18 protein-coding genes are annotated in these 16,514 nt (G+C 64.5%); 10 read left to right on the forward strand and 8 right to left on the reverse strand.

What is annotated here, in order from left to right:
* The first annotated feature begins 148 nt into the window (after window positions 1-148).
* Window positions 149-826: a transglutaminase-like cysteine peptidase gene (locus ACYQR9_RS07470; RefSeq protein WP_207409961.1), complete on the forward strand. Its 678-nt coding sequence runs from the start codon at window positions 149-151 to the stop codon at window positions 824-826.
* A 115-nt stretch (window positions 827-941) separates the two neighbouring features.
* A complete protein-coding gene (locus ACYQR9_RS07475) occupies window positions 942-1,307 on the forward strand; it encodes a hypothetical protein (RefSeq protein ID WP_461229208.1) in 366 nt (121 codons plus the stop codon).
* A 69-nt stretch (window positions 1,308-1,376) separates the two neighbouring features.
* On the opposite strand, the gene ACYQR9_RS07480 is transcribed toward ACYQR9_RS07475, so the two are convergent.
* Window positions 1,377-3,608, reverse strand: a complete 2,232-nt coding sequence (locus ACYQR9_RS07480) for a putative bifunctional diguanylate cyclase/phosphodiesterase (protein WP_461229209.1) — start codon at window positions 3,606-3,608, stop codon at window positions 1,377-1,379.
* Between the two features lie 427 nt (window positions 3,609-4,035).
* Here ACYQR9_RS07480 and ACYQR9_RS07485 point away from each other — a divergent pair, with 427 nt between their 5' ends.
* The 4 genes from ACYQR9_RS07485 (at window position 4,036) to ACYQR9_RS07500 (ending at window position 7,107) form a co-directional block, all read left to right on the forward strand.
* Window positions 4,036-4,278, forward strand: a complete 243-nt coding sequence (locus ACYQR9_RS07485; RefSeq protein ID WP_461229210.1) for a hypothetical protein — start codon at window positions 4,036-4,038, stop codon at window positions 4,276-4,278.
* 75 nt (window positions 4,279-4,353) lie between these two features.
* Window positions 4,354-5,241 carry an HpcH/HpaI aldolase/citrate lyase family protein gene (locus tag ACYQR9_RS07490; RefSeq protein WP_461229211.1) on the forward strand — a complete coding sequence of 296 codons (888 nt, stop codon included), beginning with the start codon at window positions 4,354-4,356 and terminating at the stop codon, window positions 5,239-5,241.
* Window positions 5,238-5,738 (forward strand): dUTP diphosphatase, encoded by a 501-nt coding sequence (gene dut / locus ACYQR9_RS07495; RefSeq protein ID WP_461229212.1) that lies wholly within the window; start codon window positions 5,238-5,240, stop codon window positions 5,736-5,738. Before ACYQR9_RS07490 ends, dut begins: the two co-directional genes overlap by 4 nt.
* A 307-nt stretch (window positions 5,739-6,045) precedes the next feature.
* Complete coding sequence (locus ACYQR9_RS07500) at window positions 6,046-7,107, forward strand: HD-GYP domain-containing protein (RefSeq protein ID WP_461229213.1); 1,062 nt, start codon at window positions 6,046-6,048, stop codon at window positions 7,105-7,107.
* 13 nt (window positions 7,108-7,120) lie between these two features.
* Here ACYQR9_RS07500 and fabI read toward each other — a convergent pair whose 3' ends face one another.
* From fabI to fabA, 4 genes are all read right to left on the reverse strand, one after another.
* A complete protein-coding gene (fabI, locus tag ACYQR9_RS07505; protein ID WP_056423568.1) occupies window positions 7,121-7,948 on the reverse strand; it encodes an enoyl-ACP reductase FabI in 828 nt (275 codons plus the stop codon).
* 165 nt (window positions 7,949-8,113) lie between these two features.
* A complete protein-coding gene (locus ACYQR9_RS07510; protein WP_461229214.1) occupies window positions 8,114-8,236 on the reverse strand; it encodes a hypothetical protein in 123 nt (40 codons plus the stop codon).
* Window positions 8,237-8,345: 109 nt separating this feature from the next.
* Window positions 8,346-9,572 (reverse strand): beta-ketoacyl-ACP synthase I, encoded by a 1,227-nt coding sequence (gene fabB, locus ACYQR9_RS07515; RefSeq protein ID WP_461229215.1) that lies wholly within the window; start codon window positions 9,570-9,572, stop codon window positions 8,346-8,348.
* Window positions 9,573-9,691: 119 nt separating this feature from the next.
* Window positions 9,692-10,249: a 3-hydroxyacyl-[acyl-carrier-protein] dehydratase FabA gene (gene fabA / locus ACYQR9_RS07520; RefSeq protein WP_056423573.1), complete on the reverse strand. Its 558-nt coding sequence runs from the start codon at window positions 10,247-10,249 to the stop codon at window positions 9,692-9,694.
* 305 nt (window positions 10,250-10,554) lie between these two features.
* Between fabA and irr the strand changes: the two genes are divergently transcribed.
* The gene (irr, locus tag ACYQR9_RS07525; RefSeq protein ID WP_056423575.1) at window positions 10,555-11,061 is read left to right on the forward strand and encodes a Fur family transcriptional regulator Irr; all 507 of its coding nucleotides are present in this window, start codon (window positions 10,555-10,557) and stop codon (window positions 11,059-11,061) included.
* 85 nt (window positions 11,062-11,146) lie between these two features.
* On the opposite strand, the gene ACYQR9_RS07530 is transcribed toward irr, so the two are convergent.
* On the reverse strand, window positions 11,147-11,713 hold the full coding sequence (locus ACYQR9_RS07530) for an SH3 domain-containing protein (protein ID WP_461229754.1): 567 nt from the start codon (window positions 11,711-11,713) through the stop codon (window positions 11,147-11,149).
* A gap of 298 nt (window positions 11,714-12,011) precedes the next feature.
* On the opposite strand from ACYQR9_RS07530, the gene ACYQR9_RS07535 reads away from it, so the two are divergent.
* The 3 genes from ACYQR9_RS07535 (at window position 12,012) to ACYQR9_RS07545 (ending at window position 14,762) form a co-directional block, all read left to right on the forward strand.
* Window positions 12,012-13,016: a 2-hydroxyacid dehydrogenase gene (locus ACYQR9_RS07535; RefSeq protein ID WP_056423577.1), complete on the forward strand. Its 1,005-nt coding sequence runs from the start codon at window positions 12,012-12,014 to the stop codon at window positions 13,014-13,016.
* Window positions 13,017-13,183: 167 nt separating this feature from the next.
* Window positions 13,184-14,224 carry a sensor histidine kinase gene (locus tag ACYQR9_RS07540; RefSeq protein WP_461229216.1) on the forward strand — a complete coding sequence of 347 codons (1,041 nt, stop codon included), beginning with the start codon at window positions 13,184-13,186 and terminating at the stop codon, window positions 14,222-14,224.
* A gap of 115 nt (window positions 14,225-14,339) precedes the next feature.
* Window positions 14,340-14,762 (forward strand): SufE family protein, encoded by a 423-nt coding sequence (locus ACYQR9_RS07545; RefSeq protein ID WP_207409983.1) that lies wholly within the window; start codon window positions 14,340-14,342, stop codon window positions 14,760-14,762.
* A 5-nt stretch (window positions 14,763-14,767) separates the two neighbouring features.
* On the opposite strand, the gene ACYQR9_RS07550 is transcribed toward ACYQR9_RS07545, so the two are convergent.
* Both ACYQR9_RS07550 and ACYQR9_RS07555 read right to left on the reverse strand, forming a co-directional pair.
* Window positions 14,768-15,622, reverse strand: a complete 855-nt coding sequence (locus tag ACYQR9_RS07550) for a DUF6456 domain-containing protein (RefSeq protein ID WP_311274283.1) — start codon at window positions 15,620-15,622, stop codon at window positions 14,768-14,770.
* 177 nt (window positions 15,623-15,799) lie between these two features.
* Window positions 15,800-16,234 carry a Ros/MucR family transcriptional regulator gene (locus ACYQR9_RS07555; RefSeq protein ID WP_056423588.1) on the reverse strand — a complete coding sequence of 145 codons (435 nt, stop codon included), beginning with the start codon at window positions 16,232-16,234 and terminating at the stop codon, window positions 15,800-15,802.
* Window positions 16,235-16,514 lie beyond the last annotated feature (280 nt).

Raw genomic sequence — 16,514 nt, forward strand, 5'->3', positions numbered from 1 at the left:
ACCCTCGTGGCGCCCGTGCAACGTCCCCCGGCTTTCGCCGCGGTACCCTGAAATCCACAGCGTTAACCTTTTCTTAACCCGCCGATTGCCGTTCCCCCGTGGCCGTGAGACTTTCGTTAACAACAGATTAACGGGACGAGCGGCGGCCATGCGGATCGCGATTTCGAAGTTCCACGATGCGGTCGTCTCCCTTAGGCGGGCGATTGGGCGTTTGAGCCTGGTTTCGGGTGTCGCGTTCGCGTCCCTCGCCGCCGTGCCGGACGTCGCTTCCGCTCAGACGCTGGCCTCTCTCCCCAATGTGCCAAGCGCCATCTCGACTGCCGGCGCAGCCCGCCCCATCAGCGCCTGGGTGACGTTCTGCGAGACTTATCCCGCTGAATGCGCGGTCAATGCCGCCGAGCCGGCCACGATCACCCTGACCCCCGGAATCTGGAACACCATCGTCTCGGTGAACCGCCGCGTGAACAAGTCCATCCGCGCCGTCACCGACATGGAGCAACTCGGCGTCGCCGACCGCTGGGACCTCGCGGAATCCGGCGCTGGCGATTGCGAGGATTTTCAGCTTCTGAAGCGCAAGTTTCTCGCCGAGGCCGGCCTGCCGCGCCGGGCCATGCGGATGACCGTGGTCATCGACGAGAAGGGGGAGGGACATGCCGTCCTGACCTTGATCACCGACCGCGGCGATCTCGTCCTCGACAACAAGACCAACAATGTCCTTCCCTGGCGCCAGACCGGCTACACCTTCATCAAGCGCGAAAGCCAGAGCTCCATGGCCTGGGTCTCCCTCGGCCGCGCCGCGTCGCCGGTGACGACGGCCAACAGATAGAGAGCATGGGACCGGATGCGGCAGCATCCCGTCGAGGGATCGCTTCAAAGGCGATGAATTAGCGACTTGTTAAGCTTGGATGGGCGAGGGTGACCGGGTTCGGGAAACTCTCCTCATGACAAAGCTGAGCCGCGTGTCCGCAGGCATCCTGATGGCTGCCCTGGTCCCGTTGTCCTACATATCCCAGGCGTCGGCCGAGAATCCTCATGTCTCAACTCAGGATTCCGAAGTCGCCACCCTGCATTCGTCCTGGCGCGGATGCCTTCAACGCCATTTCGGCCTGCAAGCCGTCCTGACGAGCCGGACGTTCGCCGCTGAATCCGCCGTGAAATCCTGCCGCGGCAGTGAAGCGGCGTATCTCGCCGCCCTGTCCACCTCTCCCCTGCTGGACGACGAGGATGTGTCGCGGGTCCGCCCGGCCCTGATCCAGCGCGCCAAGGGCTGGCTTCTCCAGAAGGCCAGCGCGACTCGTCCCCTCTGAGCCCGAGCCGCGCGATCGACGCCTCTCCGCGTGACCGCTGGGTCCACTGCGGGTTGATACAAGGTTCCGTCAGGCCGCTTTCGGTCCGGTTCTTCCTACCATCCCCGTGTTCGTGACGAGGGCGGCCAGCGCCTCGGCTGACATGGACCGGCCATAGAGATAGCCTTGCCCCTCGCGGCAGCCCATCATGCGCAGCATCATATCCTGCTCGATCGTCTCGATTCCCTCGGCGATGACATCGAGGCCAAAACTCTGAGCCATGCCGAGTACCGCCCGCACGATCTCGGCGTCATGGCGGTCGGTGAGGATGTCGCGGATGAAGCCACGGTCGATCTTCAGCCGTGTCAGCGGGAAGCGCTTGAGCGAGCTGAGCGAGGCATACCCGGTGCCGAAATCGTCGAACGCGATGGAGACCCCGTGACGGTGCAAGTCGCGCAACGGGTTCAGCAGGGTGTCGTCGGCCTGTAGGGCGATCCGTTCCGTCACCTCGATCTCGAGGAGGCTCGGTGGCACGGCGTGACGCTCGAGCGCAGCGATCACCTCGCCCGCCAGCCGGCCTTTCCTCAATTGAGCGCCGAACAGGTTCACGGCGATCCGCAGGGGCGGGAGGCCGAGAGAGCGCCAGATGGCGGATTGCCGGCACACATCGTCGACGATCCAGTGGCCGACGGAGGCCGCGAGGGGATGGGCTTCGAGGGCGTCGATGAAGGTGGCAGGTAACAGCAGGCCGCGGCTGGGATGCGCCCACCGCAGCAGGGCTTCCGCACCGATGATACGACCGGAATCCAGATCGACCTGCGGCTGGTAGTGCAGCACCAGTTCGGAATGCTCCACTGCCCGGGTCAGTTCGTCGTGCAGCGCCCGGCGGGCGACGACCGCGCTACGCATGGATTGTTCGAACAGACGGAAGCAGCGCCGCCCGTCCCGCTTGGCCTGATAGAGCGCCAGATCCGCATCGGCGATCAACTCGTCGCGGGCGGCGCCGGGACCGCCAATCGCCGCGCCGATGCTGAGGCCTACATGGAAGACGTGTCCCGCCACGGGGAACGGGGTCTGGAAGATCTCGAGGATTCTCGCGGAAAGGGTTTCCGCTTTCAGCGGGTTGCCCTGTCCCGGCAGGAGAAGCGCGAATTCGTCCCCGCCGAAACGCGCCACCGTGATTTCGGGCGTGACGCAGGACGACAGCCGTATCGCGACAGCCTGGAGCAACGCGTCTCCGACGGCGTGCCCAAGACTGTCGTTGACTTCCTTGAAGCCGTCGAGATCGAGCAGCATCACCGTGGCGTAGCGGTCCGTCGAAAGGCTTCCATCCAGGCGCTCATCGAAAAGAGCACGGTTGGTGAGGCCGGTCAGCTTATCGTGATGAGCCAGCTGGAGCAGTTTGGCGTCGCGGGCGCGCCACTCACTGATGTCGCGGATGAGCGCTCCCATCCCGATCCCGCCGGGCTCCTGCCAGAGCGACATCGAGAATTCGATGGGGAACGTGCTGCCATCGCGATGAAGGGCCATCAACTCTATGGTGCGGCCGGCGAGATGTGACGCATTCCCGGCGGCGATCCGTCGAAATCCCGCCGCGTGAGCGGCCCGGAGCGGTTCGGGAATGATGATTTCGATGGGCCGCCCGAGCATCTCGCCCGCGCCATGCCCGAACAGGATCTCAGCCGCGGGATTGCAGAAGGCGATCGTACCCGCGCCATCGACGACCAACAGGGCATATTCGGCAGCCTTGGCGAACCCGAACATCGCGGCGTTGGCCGATTGCGTCCGATGGTTTTCCAGTCTGTCCATCACGAGGCCGGCGAAGTCCGCGAGCCTGTCCCGGTCTGCTTCGTCGAACTCTGCATGCGGCTCGGTATCGAGCACGCAGAGTGAGCCGATCCGGTGGCCGTCGCCTGTGATCAGGGGGGCGCCCGCGTGGAAGCGGACATCCGGCAGATCGCGAAAGAGGCCGCCATCCCGGTGGCCCGGCGTGCCGTCGCCCTCGTTGACGACCACGACATCGGAACGCGCGATGATCCGTTCGCAGGGAAGGCCATGCCGCGGCATCCGCTGCAGGTCGACGCCGATCCGGGCTACGAGCCACGAGAACTCCTCGTCGATGAGAGAAACCCAAGCGATCGGCATCCTGAGGCTCGACGCGGTCAGTCTGACGATGCGGTCGAGGCCGGCATCGGAGCCCGCGCCGATCATGCCGCAGGAGCGCAGGGCGGCGAGCCTCGCGGCTTCCTGTGTCGGGCAGTGTCGGTCATCGATTGCGGCGGGTGCCGATGGTCTCGGTAACATGGCGTCGGCACCGATCATGAGCGGTTTCCACCAGCGTACGCTATCAAATGCTAACGGACCTTCCAACGCATCGGGTGGTATCGACGTCGGCGGCCTCGTCAAAGAGCAGTTTCGAGAGATCGGGTGAGGATGACGGGAAGTTTTCGCGCACGGGTCTTTTCGCCTGGCCCACATGACCCCCCAGGTCGAAACGGACCACGCGATATGAACTTAAATGCCGAACCCGATGACGGTTCCGCCGGAGCTTGGCTTTGTGTTCGACCCACCGCTAATGCTTTGCCACCATTGCTCTAGCGCTTTTCGCCCGTGGTGGGGCGGGGCTAAAAATAACTGAGATTATATTAAAATCTGTTAACCTTCGAGAAAACTGGCGTCACCACAATCCGCCGGGGCGACTTGAATAATAACTATTGTTCATCCAGTTTTCGTTCAGCGGAGGTCAATCATGGCGCATTCGATCTACGTCCTAAGAATCGGCAGTGACGGCGAAAGCTCGTGGAAGACGCTGGCCCATGCCATTCAGACCCGGAGCGAAGCGGTCTTGCTCGCTCGAAGATTGGCATCCTCGTATCCGGAATCCGGGGCGAATCCGTTCAAGCGAGTGTTCTGGTTTCGAGACCGGACCGGCCTGCACGAAATCCGAGCGGCGCCCGAGCATCAGGTCTCGGACGGTCCCGCCACAGTGTGAGAGCTTGAAACCGGAGAGGGCGAGCGGTATCGCCGGCCGTGCATCACGCCACGGCTTCAGGGAAATCGACGCCCCATGACCGACATCCGTCCGCGTCGCAGCGTCCTTGCCATGCCCGGTTCCAATCCGCGGGTTCTGGAAAAGGCGCGCGGCCTGCCCACCGACGTCGTGATGATCGACCTCGAAGACGGCGTCGCCCCCGAGATGAAGGCGGAGGGACGGGACGCCGTCGCCGCCACCGTGGCCTCCCGGCCCTATGGCCGGCGCGAGGTCGCGGTGCGGATCAACAGCCTCGACACCCAATGGGGCGAGGCCGACCTCGCCCGCATCGCGCCGGCGGGACCGGACGCGATCGTGATTCCGAAAGTCTCCGGCCCCGATGCCCTCGTGTCGATCGGCTCTCGCCTGCGCCGGCTCGGAGCGCCGGACCATACCCGCGTCTGGGCCATGATCGAGACGCCTCTGGCCATCCTGCACATCAACGAGATCGCCAGCGCCGCCCGCGACGTGGATACGCGCCTGTCATGCCTGCTCGTCGGGCCGAACGATCTCGCCAAGACCAGTCGAGTCCGGCTCGGAGTGCCGGGCCGTCCGGCCCTGATGCCCTGGCTGATGAACGTGGTCATGGCGGCACGGGCCTACGAAATCGACGTGATCGACGGCATCTACAATGCCTTCCGAGACGAGAGCGGATTCCGGATCGAGTGCGAGCAGGGCCGCGATAGCGGGTTCGACGGCAAGATGCTGATCCATCCCGGCCAGATCGCCACCGCCAACGAATTGTTCGGCCCCTCGGAGGCTGAGATCGAGGAGGCGCGCGCGATCATCGCTGTCTTCGCTGAGCCGGAGAACCGGACGCGGGGGGCCATCGCGTTTCGGGGCCGGATGATCGAGCGGCTCCATGCGGTAGAGGCGTCCCGCATCGTCGCGCTCGCCGACGTCATCGCGGCACGGGCGGCGTGAGCGGCGAGTCCGCCGCCCCGACAGTCGGTCTGCGCATCCGCGACAACCGCCTACGGGAATGGGGTTTTCCGCGCTGGGGGTCGTCAGTGGCGGCGGGGCTCGACCTCCACGCCTGTCTCGACGAGCCCCTGCTCCTTACCCCTCAGGCTCCCCCCGTCCTAATCGCTGCGGGGTTCAGCGTACTGATCCGCGACCCGAACTGGTGCGGCCTCGTCTTCCCGCGCTCCGGGCTCGGTCATCGCGAGGGGCTGGTGCTGGGCAACGGGACCGGCGTCATCGACGCGGATTACGAGGGGCCTCTGATGGTCTCGGCCTGGAACCGCAACGCCGACCCGAGGGCGACCATCGTCATCCATCCCGGCGACAGGATCGCGCAACTGGTCTTCACCCGCGTGACACGGCCGGACTTCACTATCGTCGACGCGCTCGATCCAGACGAATCCGAACCCCCATCCGGGCGCGGAGAAAGTGGATTCGGATCGACCGGCCGGCGCTAGAGCTGCGCCCGACCACGTTGGGTCGGGGCACATCTCTGGGCCTTTGTTCTGCCGCGCTCTTTTTCGCCGAACCGGCACCCACTTCGGCGGAGAGCGCTCTAGAAGCGACACGGCAGGCGGGCCGCGAAGTCAGAGAACTGAGGCGCGATCCTCAGCCGCAATTTCCGTCTATGAGCCTTGTATCCGTGCTTCCGGCGATGGAACGTGCGTCCGTCGCGGACTCGCCCGCGTGCGTTCCGTCTTCCGGATCGTCCGGCAGCCGCCGCTGCTTTCGAAGGTCGGGAGAGACCGTGTTCTGATGCCTGCCATGCCCGCATCCGTAGAGACGGCTTCGGCCCTTATCGCCATCGTCTGCGCCTCTGCGCCGGTCCATCTCGTCCTGAACCTGCGAAGTCTCGATTGCGCCATCCGGCTGGTCACCGGGGCGAAGGCCGCCGCGAGCGACGAGCTATTCCAACCGGCCGATCTCGTCATCGTGATGCATGATCCCGACAGCGGCATCGATGGTCCGGCGGTTATCCGGGACTTGCGCACCTACGGGGGGCACGCCCGCACGGCAATCCTGTTTCTCGGGTCTTCCGCGGCCCTGCGGCGTCCCGCCGTAGAGGCCGGCGCCACCGACGTGATGACTGGTCCCATCGATCCGCTCGACCTTCAGATCCGGGTCTGCAACCTGCTCGAACTCGCGCTGGCTCGCCAGGTCCTCGACCGGCAATCGGATGCGATGAGCCGTGACGTCGACCGTGCCGGCGCCGAGGCTGCCTCACGGGAACGCGAGATCATCCGCCGCCTGATGCTGGCGGCCGAGTTCCGCGACGATCAGGCGGGGGACCACCTCACGCGGGTCGCCGGCTGCGCTATCGCCATCGCCGAGGGCCTCGGATTGTCGGAGGGAGACGCCAACGATATCGCCCTGGCCTCGACCATGCACGACATCGGCAAGATCAGCATCCCCGACAGCATCCTGATGAAGCCGGGACCGCTGAGCCACAGCGAGCGCGAGGAGATGAAGCACCACGCGATCCGCGGCTATCGCATGCTGTACGACAGCCCCTCGCATCTGCTGCAACTCGCCTCCGACATCGCCTTGACCCATCACGAGCGCTGGGATGGCGGCGGTTATCCGCAGGGGCTCAGCACGACGCAGATCCCCCTGGCAGGCCGCATCGTCGCCGTCGCCGACGTGTTCGATGCGCTGATTTCGGAGCGGGTCTACAAGAAGGCCTGGACTCCCGAGGCGGCGCGCCGGCACCTCGAAGAGCATGCCGGAACCCATTTCGATCCGGATTGCGTCGCCGCCTTCGTGTCCCGCTGGGAGGACATTCTCGGGTTGGTGGAGAGCAACCCGCCCGAACCGGCCAGCGTCTGAGCCGGGTGGAGGATCAGGCGTCGGCGACGCCGGCCTCGTCTTGTGCCTGAAGCACGTCGGGCCGGGGCATCGAGATGATGTTGTAGCCGGAATCGACGAAATGGACCTCGCCGGTGACGCCTCCGGAAAGGTCCGAGAGCAGATACACCGCAGATCCGCCCACTTCCTCGAGGGTCACCGTGCGCCGCAGGGGAGCGTGGGCGCGCTGGTGATTGAACATCAGGCGCGCATCGGCGATGCCGGCGCCGGCCAGAGTCCGCATCGGACCCGCTGAGAGGGCATTGACGCGGATTCCCTCCGGGCCGAGATCGCCCGCGAGATAGCGCACGGATGCCTCGAGCGCGGCCTTGGCGACCCCCATGACGTTGTAGTTCGGCATGATCCGGGTCGAACCGCCATAGGTCAGCGTCAGCATCGCTCCACCCTTGCGCATCCGCTTGGCCGCACGCTGCGCGATCTCCGTGAAGGAGAAACAGGAGATGACCATGGTCCGCGAGAAATTCTCGCGGCTGGTCACGTCGACATAGCGGCCCTTGAGCTGGCCCTTGTCGGAAAAGCCGATGGCGTGGACCACGAAATCGATCCCGTCGGTGAAGCGTTCGTCCAAAGTAGCGAACAGCGCGTCCACACTGGCGATGTCCTCCACGTCACAGGGGACCACGATATCGGAGCCGAGGGAGGCGGCCAGCGGTTTGACGCGGCGACCGAGAGCTTCCCCCTGATAGGTGAACGCGAGTTGGGCCCCGTGCTCATGCAGGGACTTGGCGATGCCCCAGGCGATGGAATGATCGTTGGCGACCCCTAGAATCAGGCCGCGCTTGCCTGCCATCAAACCCGTCATCCGTATCCTCGCATCCCTCGCGCCGAAATGTCAGATAGTTCCGGCCATTGCGAGGACGCTTAGCGCGGGCATCGATGAACTGTCCAATCCCACAGCGAACCGGGACTCGGGTGCCAGCCTCGTACGGATCGACTATCGCGTTGGGCTTGTGAGGAGGGCGAGCGATCAGAAATAGCCGCGCGTCTCGTCGAGTGCGGTGTCGAAGAGCGCCTGCTTAGCCCGAATGCAGGCCGTGGCCGCGACACCGAGGCCAGCCAGCGCACTCAAGAAAATCAGGATCATCACCATCACAGACTTTCGGCTCCATCCCGGAAACGCGAAGTCGAATTCGCGGTTCCGAGAAAATGGCCGATACATGGACAGTATGACCCAAGTAGAGCTCGATAAGCTTAGCCGTTCAAGCGTCGATATGCTTCAGGACCAGAGTGGAATTGGTTCCACCGAAGCCGAAGGAATTCGACACGACGTGACCGAGCTGAACGTTGTCGCGGCGCTGCCTGAGGATCGGCATGTCGGCGAAAGCCGGATCGAGTTCGTCGATATGGGCGCTCTCGCAGATGAAGCCGTTCTGCATCATCAAGAGAGAATAGATCGCCTCATGGACGCCTGTGGCTCCCAGCGAATGACCGGTCAGCGACTTGGTGCCCGAGATCGGTGGGCAATCGTCACCGCGCCCGAAGACCTCGCGGATCGCCTCGATCTCCTTGAGATCGCCCACCGGCGTCGCGGTGGCATGGGGGTTGATGTAATCGATCTTCGCGCCCCTGAGCCCTTCCATCGCCTGCCTCATGCAGCGCACGGCGCCTTCGCCGGAGGGGGCCACCATATCGTGGCCGTCGGAGGTCGCCCCGTAGCCCGCGAGCTCGCCGTAGATGCGAGCGCCGCGTGCCTTGGCATGCTCCAGTTCTTCCAGAACGAGGACGCCGGCACCACCCGCGATCACGAAACCGTCGCGGTTGACATCATAGGCACGGGAGGCGCGGGCAGGGGTGTCGTTGTAGCGCGAGGACATGGCGCCCATGGCGTCGAACAGGACGGAAAGCGTCCAGTCCAGATCCTCGCAGCCGCCGGCGAAAATAATGTCCTGACGCCCGCCCTGAATCACTTCGGCAGCGTTGCCGATGCAGTGGTTGGACGTCGCGCAGGCGGACGAAATCGAATAGTTCACGCCCTTGATCTTGAAGAAAGTCGCGAGCGTCGCCGAGGCCGTCGAGCACATCGCCTTGGGGACGGCGAAGGGGCCGACGCGCTTGGGGCCCTTTTCCCGGGCGAGGTTGGCGGATTCGACGATCGCCTTCGTCGAGGGCCCGCCGGAGCCCATGATGATTCCGGTGCGGTCGTTGGAAATGTCACCGGCCTCCAAGCCGGCGTCGCTGATCGCCTGATCCATGGCGATGTGATTCCAGGCCGTGCCGCCGCCATGGAAGCGCATGGCGCGCCGGTCGACGATCCCCTCAGGATCGATGCTCGGTCGTCCCTCGACCTGGCTGCGGAAGCCGAGTTCGGCATAGGAGGCCGAGTGGCCGATGCCGGACTTGGCCTCGCGCAGGGAGGCAAGGACTTCCTGGGTGTTGTTGCCGATGGACGAGACGATGCCCATCCCGGTGATCACGACACGCCGCATGGAAACGCTCTTCTCTTTCGCCGAAGCGCCGTCGCACCGACGCGTGTCAGGTAGGATGATGTCGGGGCATTCTCAACCACCGCGATGGCGGTCGGCCCCGAGATGCACCGGCAGCGGGGTTAGCTTTGTGCCTGGAACAGGGCAACCCTCAGATCCTTGGCGTCGTAGATCCGGGCGCCGTCCGCCTCCAGCCAGCCATCGGCGATGCCGAGAACGAGCTTGCCCTGGCGCACGCGCTTGATGTCGATGCCGTAGACGACCTTGCTCACGGTGGGCAGCACCTGGTCGCTGAACTTCACTTCTCCGACGCCGAGCGCCCGGCCGCGCCCTGGGGCACCGAGCCATCCGAGATGGAAGCCCACGAGCTGCCAGAGAGCATCGAGGCCAAGACAGCCGGGCATGACCGGGTCGTTCTTGAAGTGACAACCGAAGAACCAGAGGTCCGGCCGCACGTCGAATTCCGCCAGGACATGACCCTTGCCGAAGGCGCCGCCCTCGGTCCCGATCGAGGTGATGCGGTCGAACATCAGCATTGGCGGCAAGGGAAGCTGCGCGTTTCCGGCACCGAACAGCTCGCCCCGACCGCAGGCCAGCAACTCCTCATGGGAGTAGTGGGAGGCGCGGGGGGCGGTCTGTGCTGAACCGGCGGCGGCGGACGATTCGGGATCGGAAGACATGATCGGTGTGTCGGTCCTTGGTGGAGGGCGCGCTCGAAACGCCGGACATCGCCCTCGAAACATCGGACGCGCATGGCCGTCGAGGGCCACGACACGATCCGAACTCGCGAGCGGCGCTTCGTTAACACAGCGGCTTTGCGCCTCAAAACACCTCGTTTTCGTCGTGTTCAATGGAATGACTTTAAACAAGCCTCATGTTCACACCGCGTGGCCACCCATCAACCAGCTCGGGTTGCGACGAGGAGGGAGGTTCGTATAGAGTTCCCGCTGTATTGTGTTATTTACGTGAGATGTCAGTACCGCCGATGTCCAACTCGCTGCCGCTGCAAGCCATGCTGAACGCTCGTGGCGCTCCCCTCGATGCCGCTTCGGCTGCCGGTCGTCGGGGATGTCCCCTGTCCGACCTGCGCGACCGTCTGCGCCGCTCCGGTCTCCGTCCGACCCGCCAGCGGCTCTCGCTCGGCTGGCTCCTGTTCGGGCGCGGCGACCGCCATCTCACGGCGGAAATGCTCTATGACGAGGCCATGCGCGCCAAGGTGCCGGTCTCGCTGGCAACGGTCTACAATACGCTGCACCAGTTCACCGAGGCTGGCCTGCTACGCCAGTTGGCTCTCGATGGGTCGAAGGCCTATTTCGACACCAACCCGAGCGAGCACCACCACTTCTTCCTGGAAGACGAGGGACAGGTGCTGGACATGCCCGATTGCGGCATCACCGTCGATTCGCTCCCAGATGCGCCCGAAGGCATGGAGATCGCCGGGGTCGAGGTTATCGTCCGCCTGCGCCGCCGGCACGGTGCGCGTCAGTCCTGAACCTCTACGACCTCCTGCCCGCCATCATGAAAAAGGCCCGGCTCCGCCGGGCCTTTTTCATATCCGCCGAACTGCGCGTTCCCGCTCAGTCAATCTTCTCGTTGGGGTAGACCCCCCAGAGGCGGTCCTGGCGGATATAGCCGTCCACGTCGCCGCTCTTCTGGGGCAGCGCGACGATGACCCGGCACCAGCTTCCGGTGCAACTCTTGACGCTGCCGATGACGCCGGGCTGGAGCTTCGCCTCCACGCTCGCCCCTTCTTCCGCCCGCGCATGGAGCGGGATCGCAGAATCTCCTCCCTTGGCTGCCATGACAATGGAGGTACGCCGGCCGGAAAGGAGGGAGTGCAGCACCCAGCCCTCGGTCCCCTCGGAATCCCGGATACGGCGCCAGGTCTCGAACTCGGCGACGATCTCGATGGGCAGGCCTGCACGCTGGAACACCCACAGCGTGCGGTGATCCTTCGAAGGCCCCTCGCGCAGGTTGACGCGATCCGTCTTGAGGCTCGCGTAGCGGGGTAGGGGCAGGCCCGTCGCGGGGCCGCGATTCGCATCGCCCGCGCCTGCTGGGGCTGCGATCGCCCTCGAAGGCAGCATCGCCCATGAGGAGGCCAGCGTCAGGCAGGTGAAGAACAGGAATCCAGGCAGGCGCATCATCGGTCTTCCCAAAGGTTCGCGATCGTCATTTTCCCGGACGGCCATGTCTCCATGATCGTCATGACCACGATCGGCATCGTGAATCCTCGTCTAGCGATCCCTGCGCGATGCTTCGGGCGCGGGGGTACGTTGTGTTCCGTGCCCTCTCTGGTAGAGAAGCCTCGGGAACCGGCAGCCAAGGCGTCGGAGCTATGGGACCTGTCTGGCCGATGCGTGGTTAATGCGAGGTCAAGCCTCGGCATGAACTCCGGCTCACGGCAGAGACCGACCTAGCAGAAACGTTCGCGGAGGGTGCATGTCGTCGTTGAAGCGCAAGCCACTCGTTGTGGTCACGCGTCGCCTGCCTGAGGTGGTCGAGGCACGCATGCGCGAATTGTTCGATATTCGCCTCAGCCCCGATGACAAGCCTATGAGCAGCGAGGCGCTGGCCGCCGCTTTGCGGGAAGCCGACGTCCTCGTTCCCACCGTCACGGACAAGATCGATTCCGGTCTCCTCGCCCAGGCCGGCCCGAACCTTCGCCTGATCGCGAATTTCGGCAATGGCGTCGACCATATCGACGTGGCGGTCGCACTGGAGCGCGGCATCACCGTCACCAATACCCCCGGCGTCCTCACCGAAGACACGGCCGACATGACGATGGCGCTGATCCTCGCCGTGGCGCGCCGCGTCGCCGAAGGCGCCCGGATCATTCCGGACGACAATTGGGACGAAGGCTGGTCCCCGACCTGGATGCTCGGCCGCCGCATCACCGGCAAGCGCCTCGGTATCGTCGGCATGGGGCGGATCGGTCAGGCCTTGGCTCGCCGCGCGAAGGCGTTCGGCCTGCAGATCCATTATCACAACCGGCGCAAGGCACCGGCGCAGATCGAGCGAGAGCTCGACGCGACCTATTGGGAATCCCTCGACCAGATGCTGGCGCGGGTGGACATCGTCTCGGTCAATTGCCCCCACACGCCCGCGACCTATCACCTTCTCTCGGCCCGCCGTTTGAAGCTGCTGAAGCCGGAGGCGATCGTGGTGAACACGGCCCGCGGCGAGGTGATCGACGAGACGGCCCTCGCGCGCCTGATCGAAGCGGGCGAGATATCCGCCGCCGGCCTCGACGTGTTCGAGCAGGAGCCGGCCGTGAGCCCGCGCCTCGTCAAGCTGGCGCGTTCCGGCAAGGTCGTGCTCCTGCCTCACATGGGCTCGGCGACGCATGAGAGCCGGACCGATATGGGCGAGAAGGTCATCATCAACATCAAGACCTTCATGGATGGACATCGTCCGCCGGACCGGATTCTGCCCAGCATGCTCTGAAGTCGCCGCCTCCGGCCCGGAGCCGGGTTTGCACAAGGATTGCTAGTTTATCGATCTATGTGCATCGGCAGACCCAAGCCGTAGGAACGGTGCCATGTCCGATACGTTGACCGGCGCCGATAGATATCGTCGGGCGAGCGTCGCGCAGCGGTTAGAGTAGGAGCACCATGGCCGCGGAGACACAGTCGACCGAGGCAAACATCGACGAGGCCGTGCCGTGCGACGATTTCCGTCGCTTTGCGGACTTCGTGCCTCTGATGATGTGGCGCTCCGATACCGAGGGCGGGGCGATCCATCACAACGAATGCTGGCTCGACTTCACCGGCCGGTCCCGCGACGACGAGCTCGGTCATGGCTGGCGGCGTGGCTTGCATCCGGACGATTTCGACCGGCACGCGGCGCTGGTCGAAGAGGCCTTCGCATCGCGCGCGCCATACTCCATCGAGTTTCGCCTGCGCCGCCATGACGGCGCCTATCGCTGGCTGCTGAACAACGCCCGCCCCCTCACCGAGAACGGGACGTTCCAGGGCTACCTCGCCTCGTGCTTCGACATCACCGACCGTAAGCGCGCCGAGGAGCATGCCGAACACGCGCTCGTCGAGAAGGAGGCCCTTCTCGCGGAAGTGTATCACCGGGTCAGAAACAACCTCCAGGTGATGGTGAGCCTGATCGGCCTTTACGGCCGCGCCGCGCCGGCACCTTGCCGCGGTAGCTTCGAGGCGCTCGGCCAGCGCGTCCGCGCGATCGCCCTCGTCCAGCAGCATCTGCATGAGGCGCCACATATCGCCTCCATCGACCTGCGCGATTACCTCCACCGGCTCGCCTCCGGCCTCGGCCAGTTGCGGCGGGCCGGGCGGATCAGCGTGACGGTGGGAGGGCGCGGCACCAGCCTCGTCGAGCCGAGGACAGCCAACGCATTGGGCATGATCGTCGCCGAGGTCGTCGCCGAATGCCTCGACGCCACGTCCGATTCCGTGTCCTGCACGATCTCGATCACCATCGATGCCACGGCTGGCGCTCCGGTTCGACTCACCATCGTTTCCGGCGGCGATCAGCCGGCTGCCAGCGCGGCGGATGTGCCCAATCTTGGCCCCCGGCTGGTGGCGGCCTATGCCGCACAGGCCGAGATCGCGGTGCGAGGCACCGGAACGCATTCGGATCCGATGGAGCTTCAACTGCCCGAAGCTCTGGTCCATCCCTCGGAATAACGGACTTTCACGCCAGCGAGGGTCGCTTGGGTGGCCCCCGCTTCCTATATGGCTGCAACGGGCCGCGCCTTCACAGCGCGCCGTGTCGGCATTCGTAAGAGTTCAGCCCGCCATTATGCTTCCGCCCATCGAAACGATCATCGACAATTTCGAAATCCTCGACGACGGGCCGGACCAGCTCGAGTATCTGATGGAACTCGGCCGTGCCTTGCCGCCCTTCCCGGATGAACTGCTCACCGAGCAGAATCGCGTCCATGGCTGCGAAAGCCAGGTTTGGGTCGATTCTAACATCGATCATTCGCAGCAGCCTCCGCGTCTGCATTTGAGAGGAACCAGCGACTCGTTCATCACCAAGGGATTGATCGCCCTGGTGATGGCCTTGCACGATGGAAAGACGCCGAAGGAGATCGCCCAAGTCGACGTTTTCCAGGTCTTCAAGCAGATCGGCCTTGGTGCCCACCTGACGTCGAAGCGCTCCAACGGAGTTCGGGCCATGGCCGAGCGTATCCACCGGGATGCCGCGCAACTGGCCGCCTGAGCCCTTCAGGCACGGTCACGCCATAGGCGCAGGCGTGACTGGCTAGGCCCTACTGCTTCCCGCTCCAGCCCGTAATGCTCCGCCAGCCGCGCCAGGGCGATACGGATGACGACCTTGGCCGAACGCGCCGGCCAACGGCGCTCGGCTTCAATCATCTCCAGGCCTTTCACGAAGCCGCAGAGATCGATCAATAATCCGGACAGGTCGCTGCCTACCGCACTGAGTGCCGCCCGGACTCGCTGCCGCGCCGCCAGCATGGCGTCCGACCCAGCCGAGGGATCGCGCGGGCCCCCACCATCCACCTTGACCCCGCTCCAATCCGAACCCATCCGGGGCATCAATGCCCCCATGGTCATGTCGCGTCGCAGCCGCTCGCCCGCCTCGAAACAGGCGGCGTCGATCAGGGGCGTCCCGTCCCGATCCCGCCGCCGGGCCATCCAGGCAAGTGGACTTTCCGATGTGTCGCGAACCGGTCGGCTCGGTTCCCCGCGGCCTTCGAGATCGAGATGCTGTGCGAGATAGGGGGTGTCCCGGCCGGCCCGTTCCCGCCGTAGCCTGGCCCGGCCCGCGGCGCTGATGGTCAGCCTGGCACGACGCCCGTCCGCCTGTTCGGCGAGATCGCAGGACAGGAGGGTCTGACCGGCCTGCGCGAGGTAGCGCCCGCGACTTACCGAGATCCCGTCGCCACCGTTGCGGACGATGATGTCTCCCTCGGTCAAAGGGTCCGCCAACGCGTAGGCCCCCTCCGCGTCTAGGGCCGTGAGAAGGCGGGCCGCGTCGCGGCCGAGTTCCGTCGGAACACTGACCGACACTGGTCGACGGCTGGTGCTGCGAGTTTGGCCGATCCGGGATATGTTCATGATATGTTCCCTAGCGCGTAACAGCAGGTGCCGCGTTGGCTCAGGAAATAATAAAGGAAAAATATCCTAGCGCAAGCGGCTTTTGTTCAGCGTCGCTCACGGGTACGAACGATCCCCGCTCCTGCGGAACGGGAAAAGGCCGGGCTGCGAGATTTCGCGAATGCCCGGCCGGTCGATTTACGCTGCTTCGTCGTAGGTCCCGTTGCGGGTCTGGCCGAGACCGATCGCCTTGGCGAGGTCCGAACGAGCCTTGGCGTAGTTCGGGGCGACCATCGGGTAGTCGGACGGCAAGCCCCACTTCGCACGGTACTGTTCCGGGCTCATATCGTACTTCGCGCGAAGGTGGCGCTTGAGCGATTTGAATACGCGGCCGTCCTCGAGGCAGATGATGTGGTCGGCAGTCACCGACTTCTTGACGGGAACGGCAGGCTGCTGCGGGGCGGCTGCGACTTTGGCCTCGGTTTCACCGCTCGCGACCTGGGTCAGCGAGGCGTGGATCTTGGTAATGAGCTGTGCGAGCTCACCGACAGGCACAGGATTGTTGCTCACATAGGCCGAGACGATGTCGACCGTCAGTTCAACGAAGTCGGCCGAATTCTCAATGTCGCTCATTGTCTAAACGGTTCCCTTAAGCACGATGCCGGTAACAGTCTGTTAAGTATGCGGGCGAGGAGCCAAGAGGCGTTTTGGCAAACCACGGCATTGACTTTCGGCATCGTGGCGTCACGCAGCGGTGTTCCATGATGATGGGCGATGGTAATCGCCATGTCAGTCATTTTATGATATTCAAGTTGGCCCTGCAAGACATAAGTCAAACCTCTGGATATGCCGAATCAAGATTTTTGAACAATAGTTCAATTCAGCGTGATCATGCATTGGCGAAAGTTTGACG

It is taken from the genome of Methylobacterium sp. CM6241 (assembly GCF_054817845.1).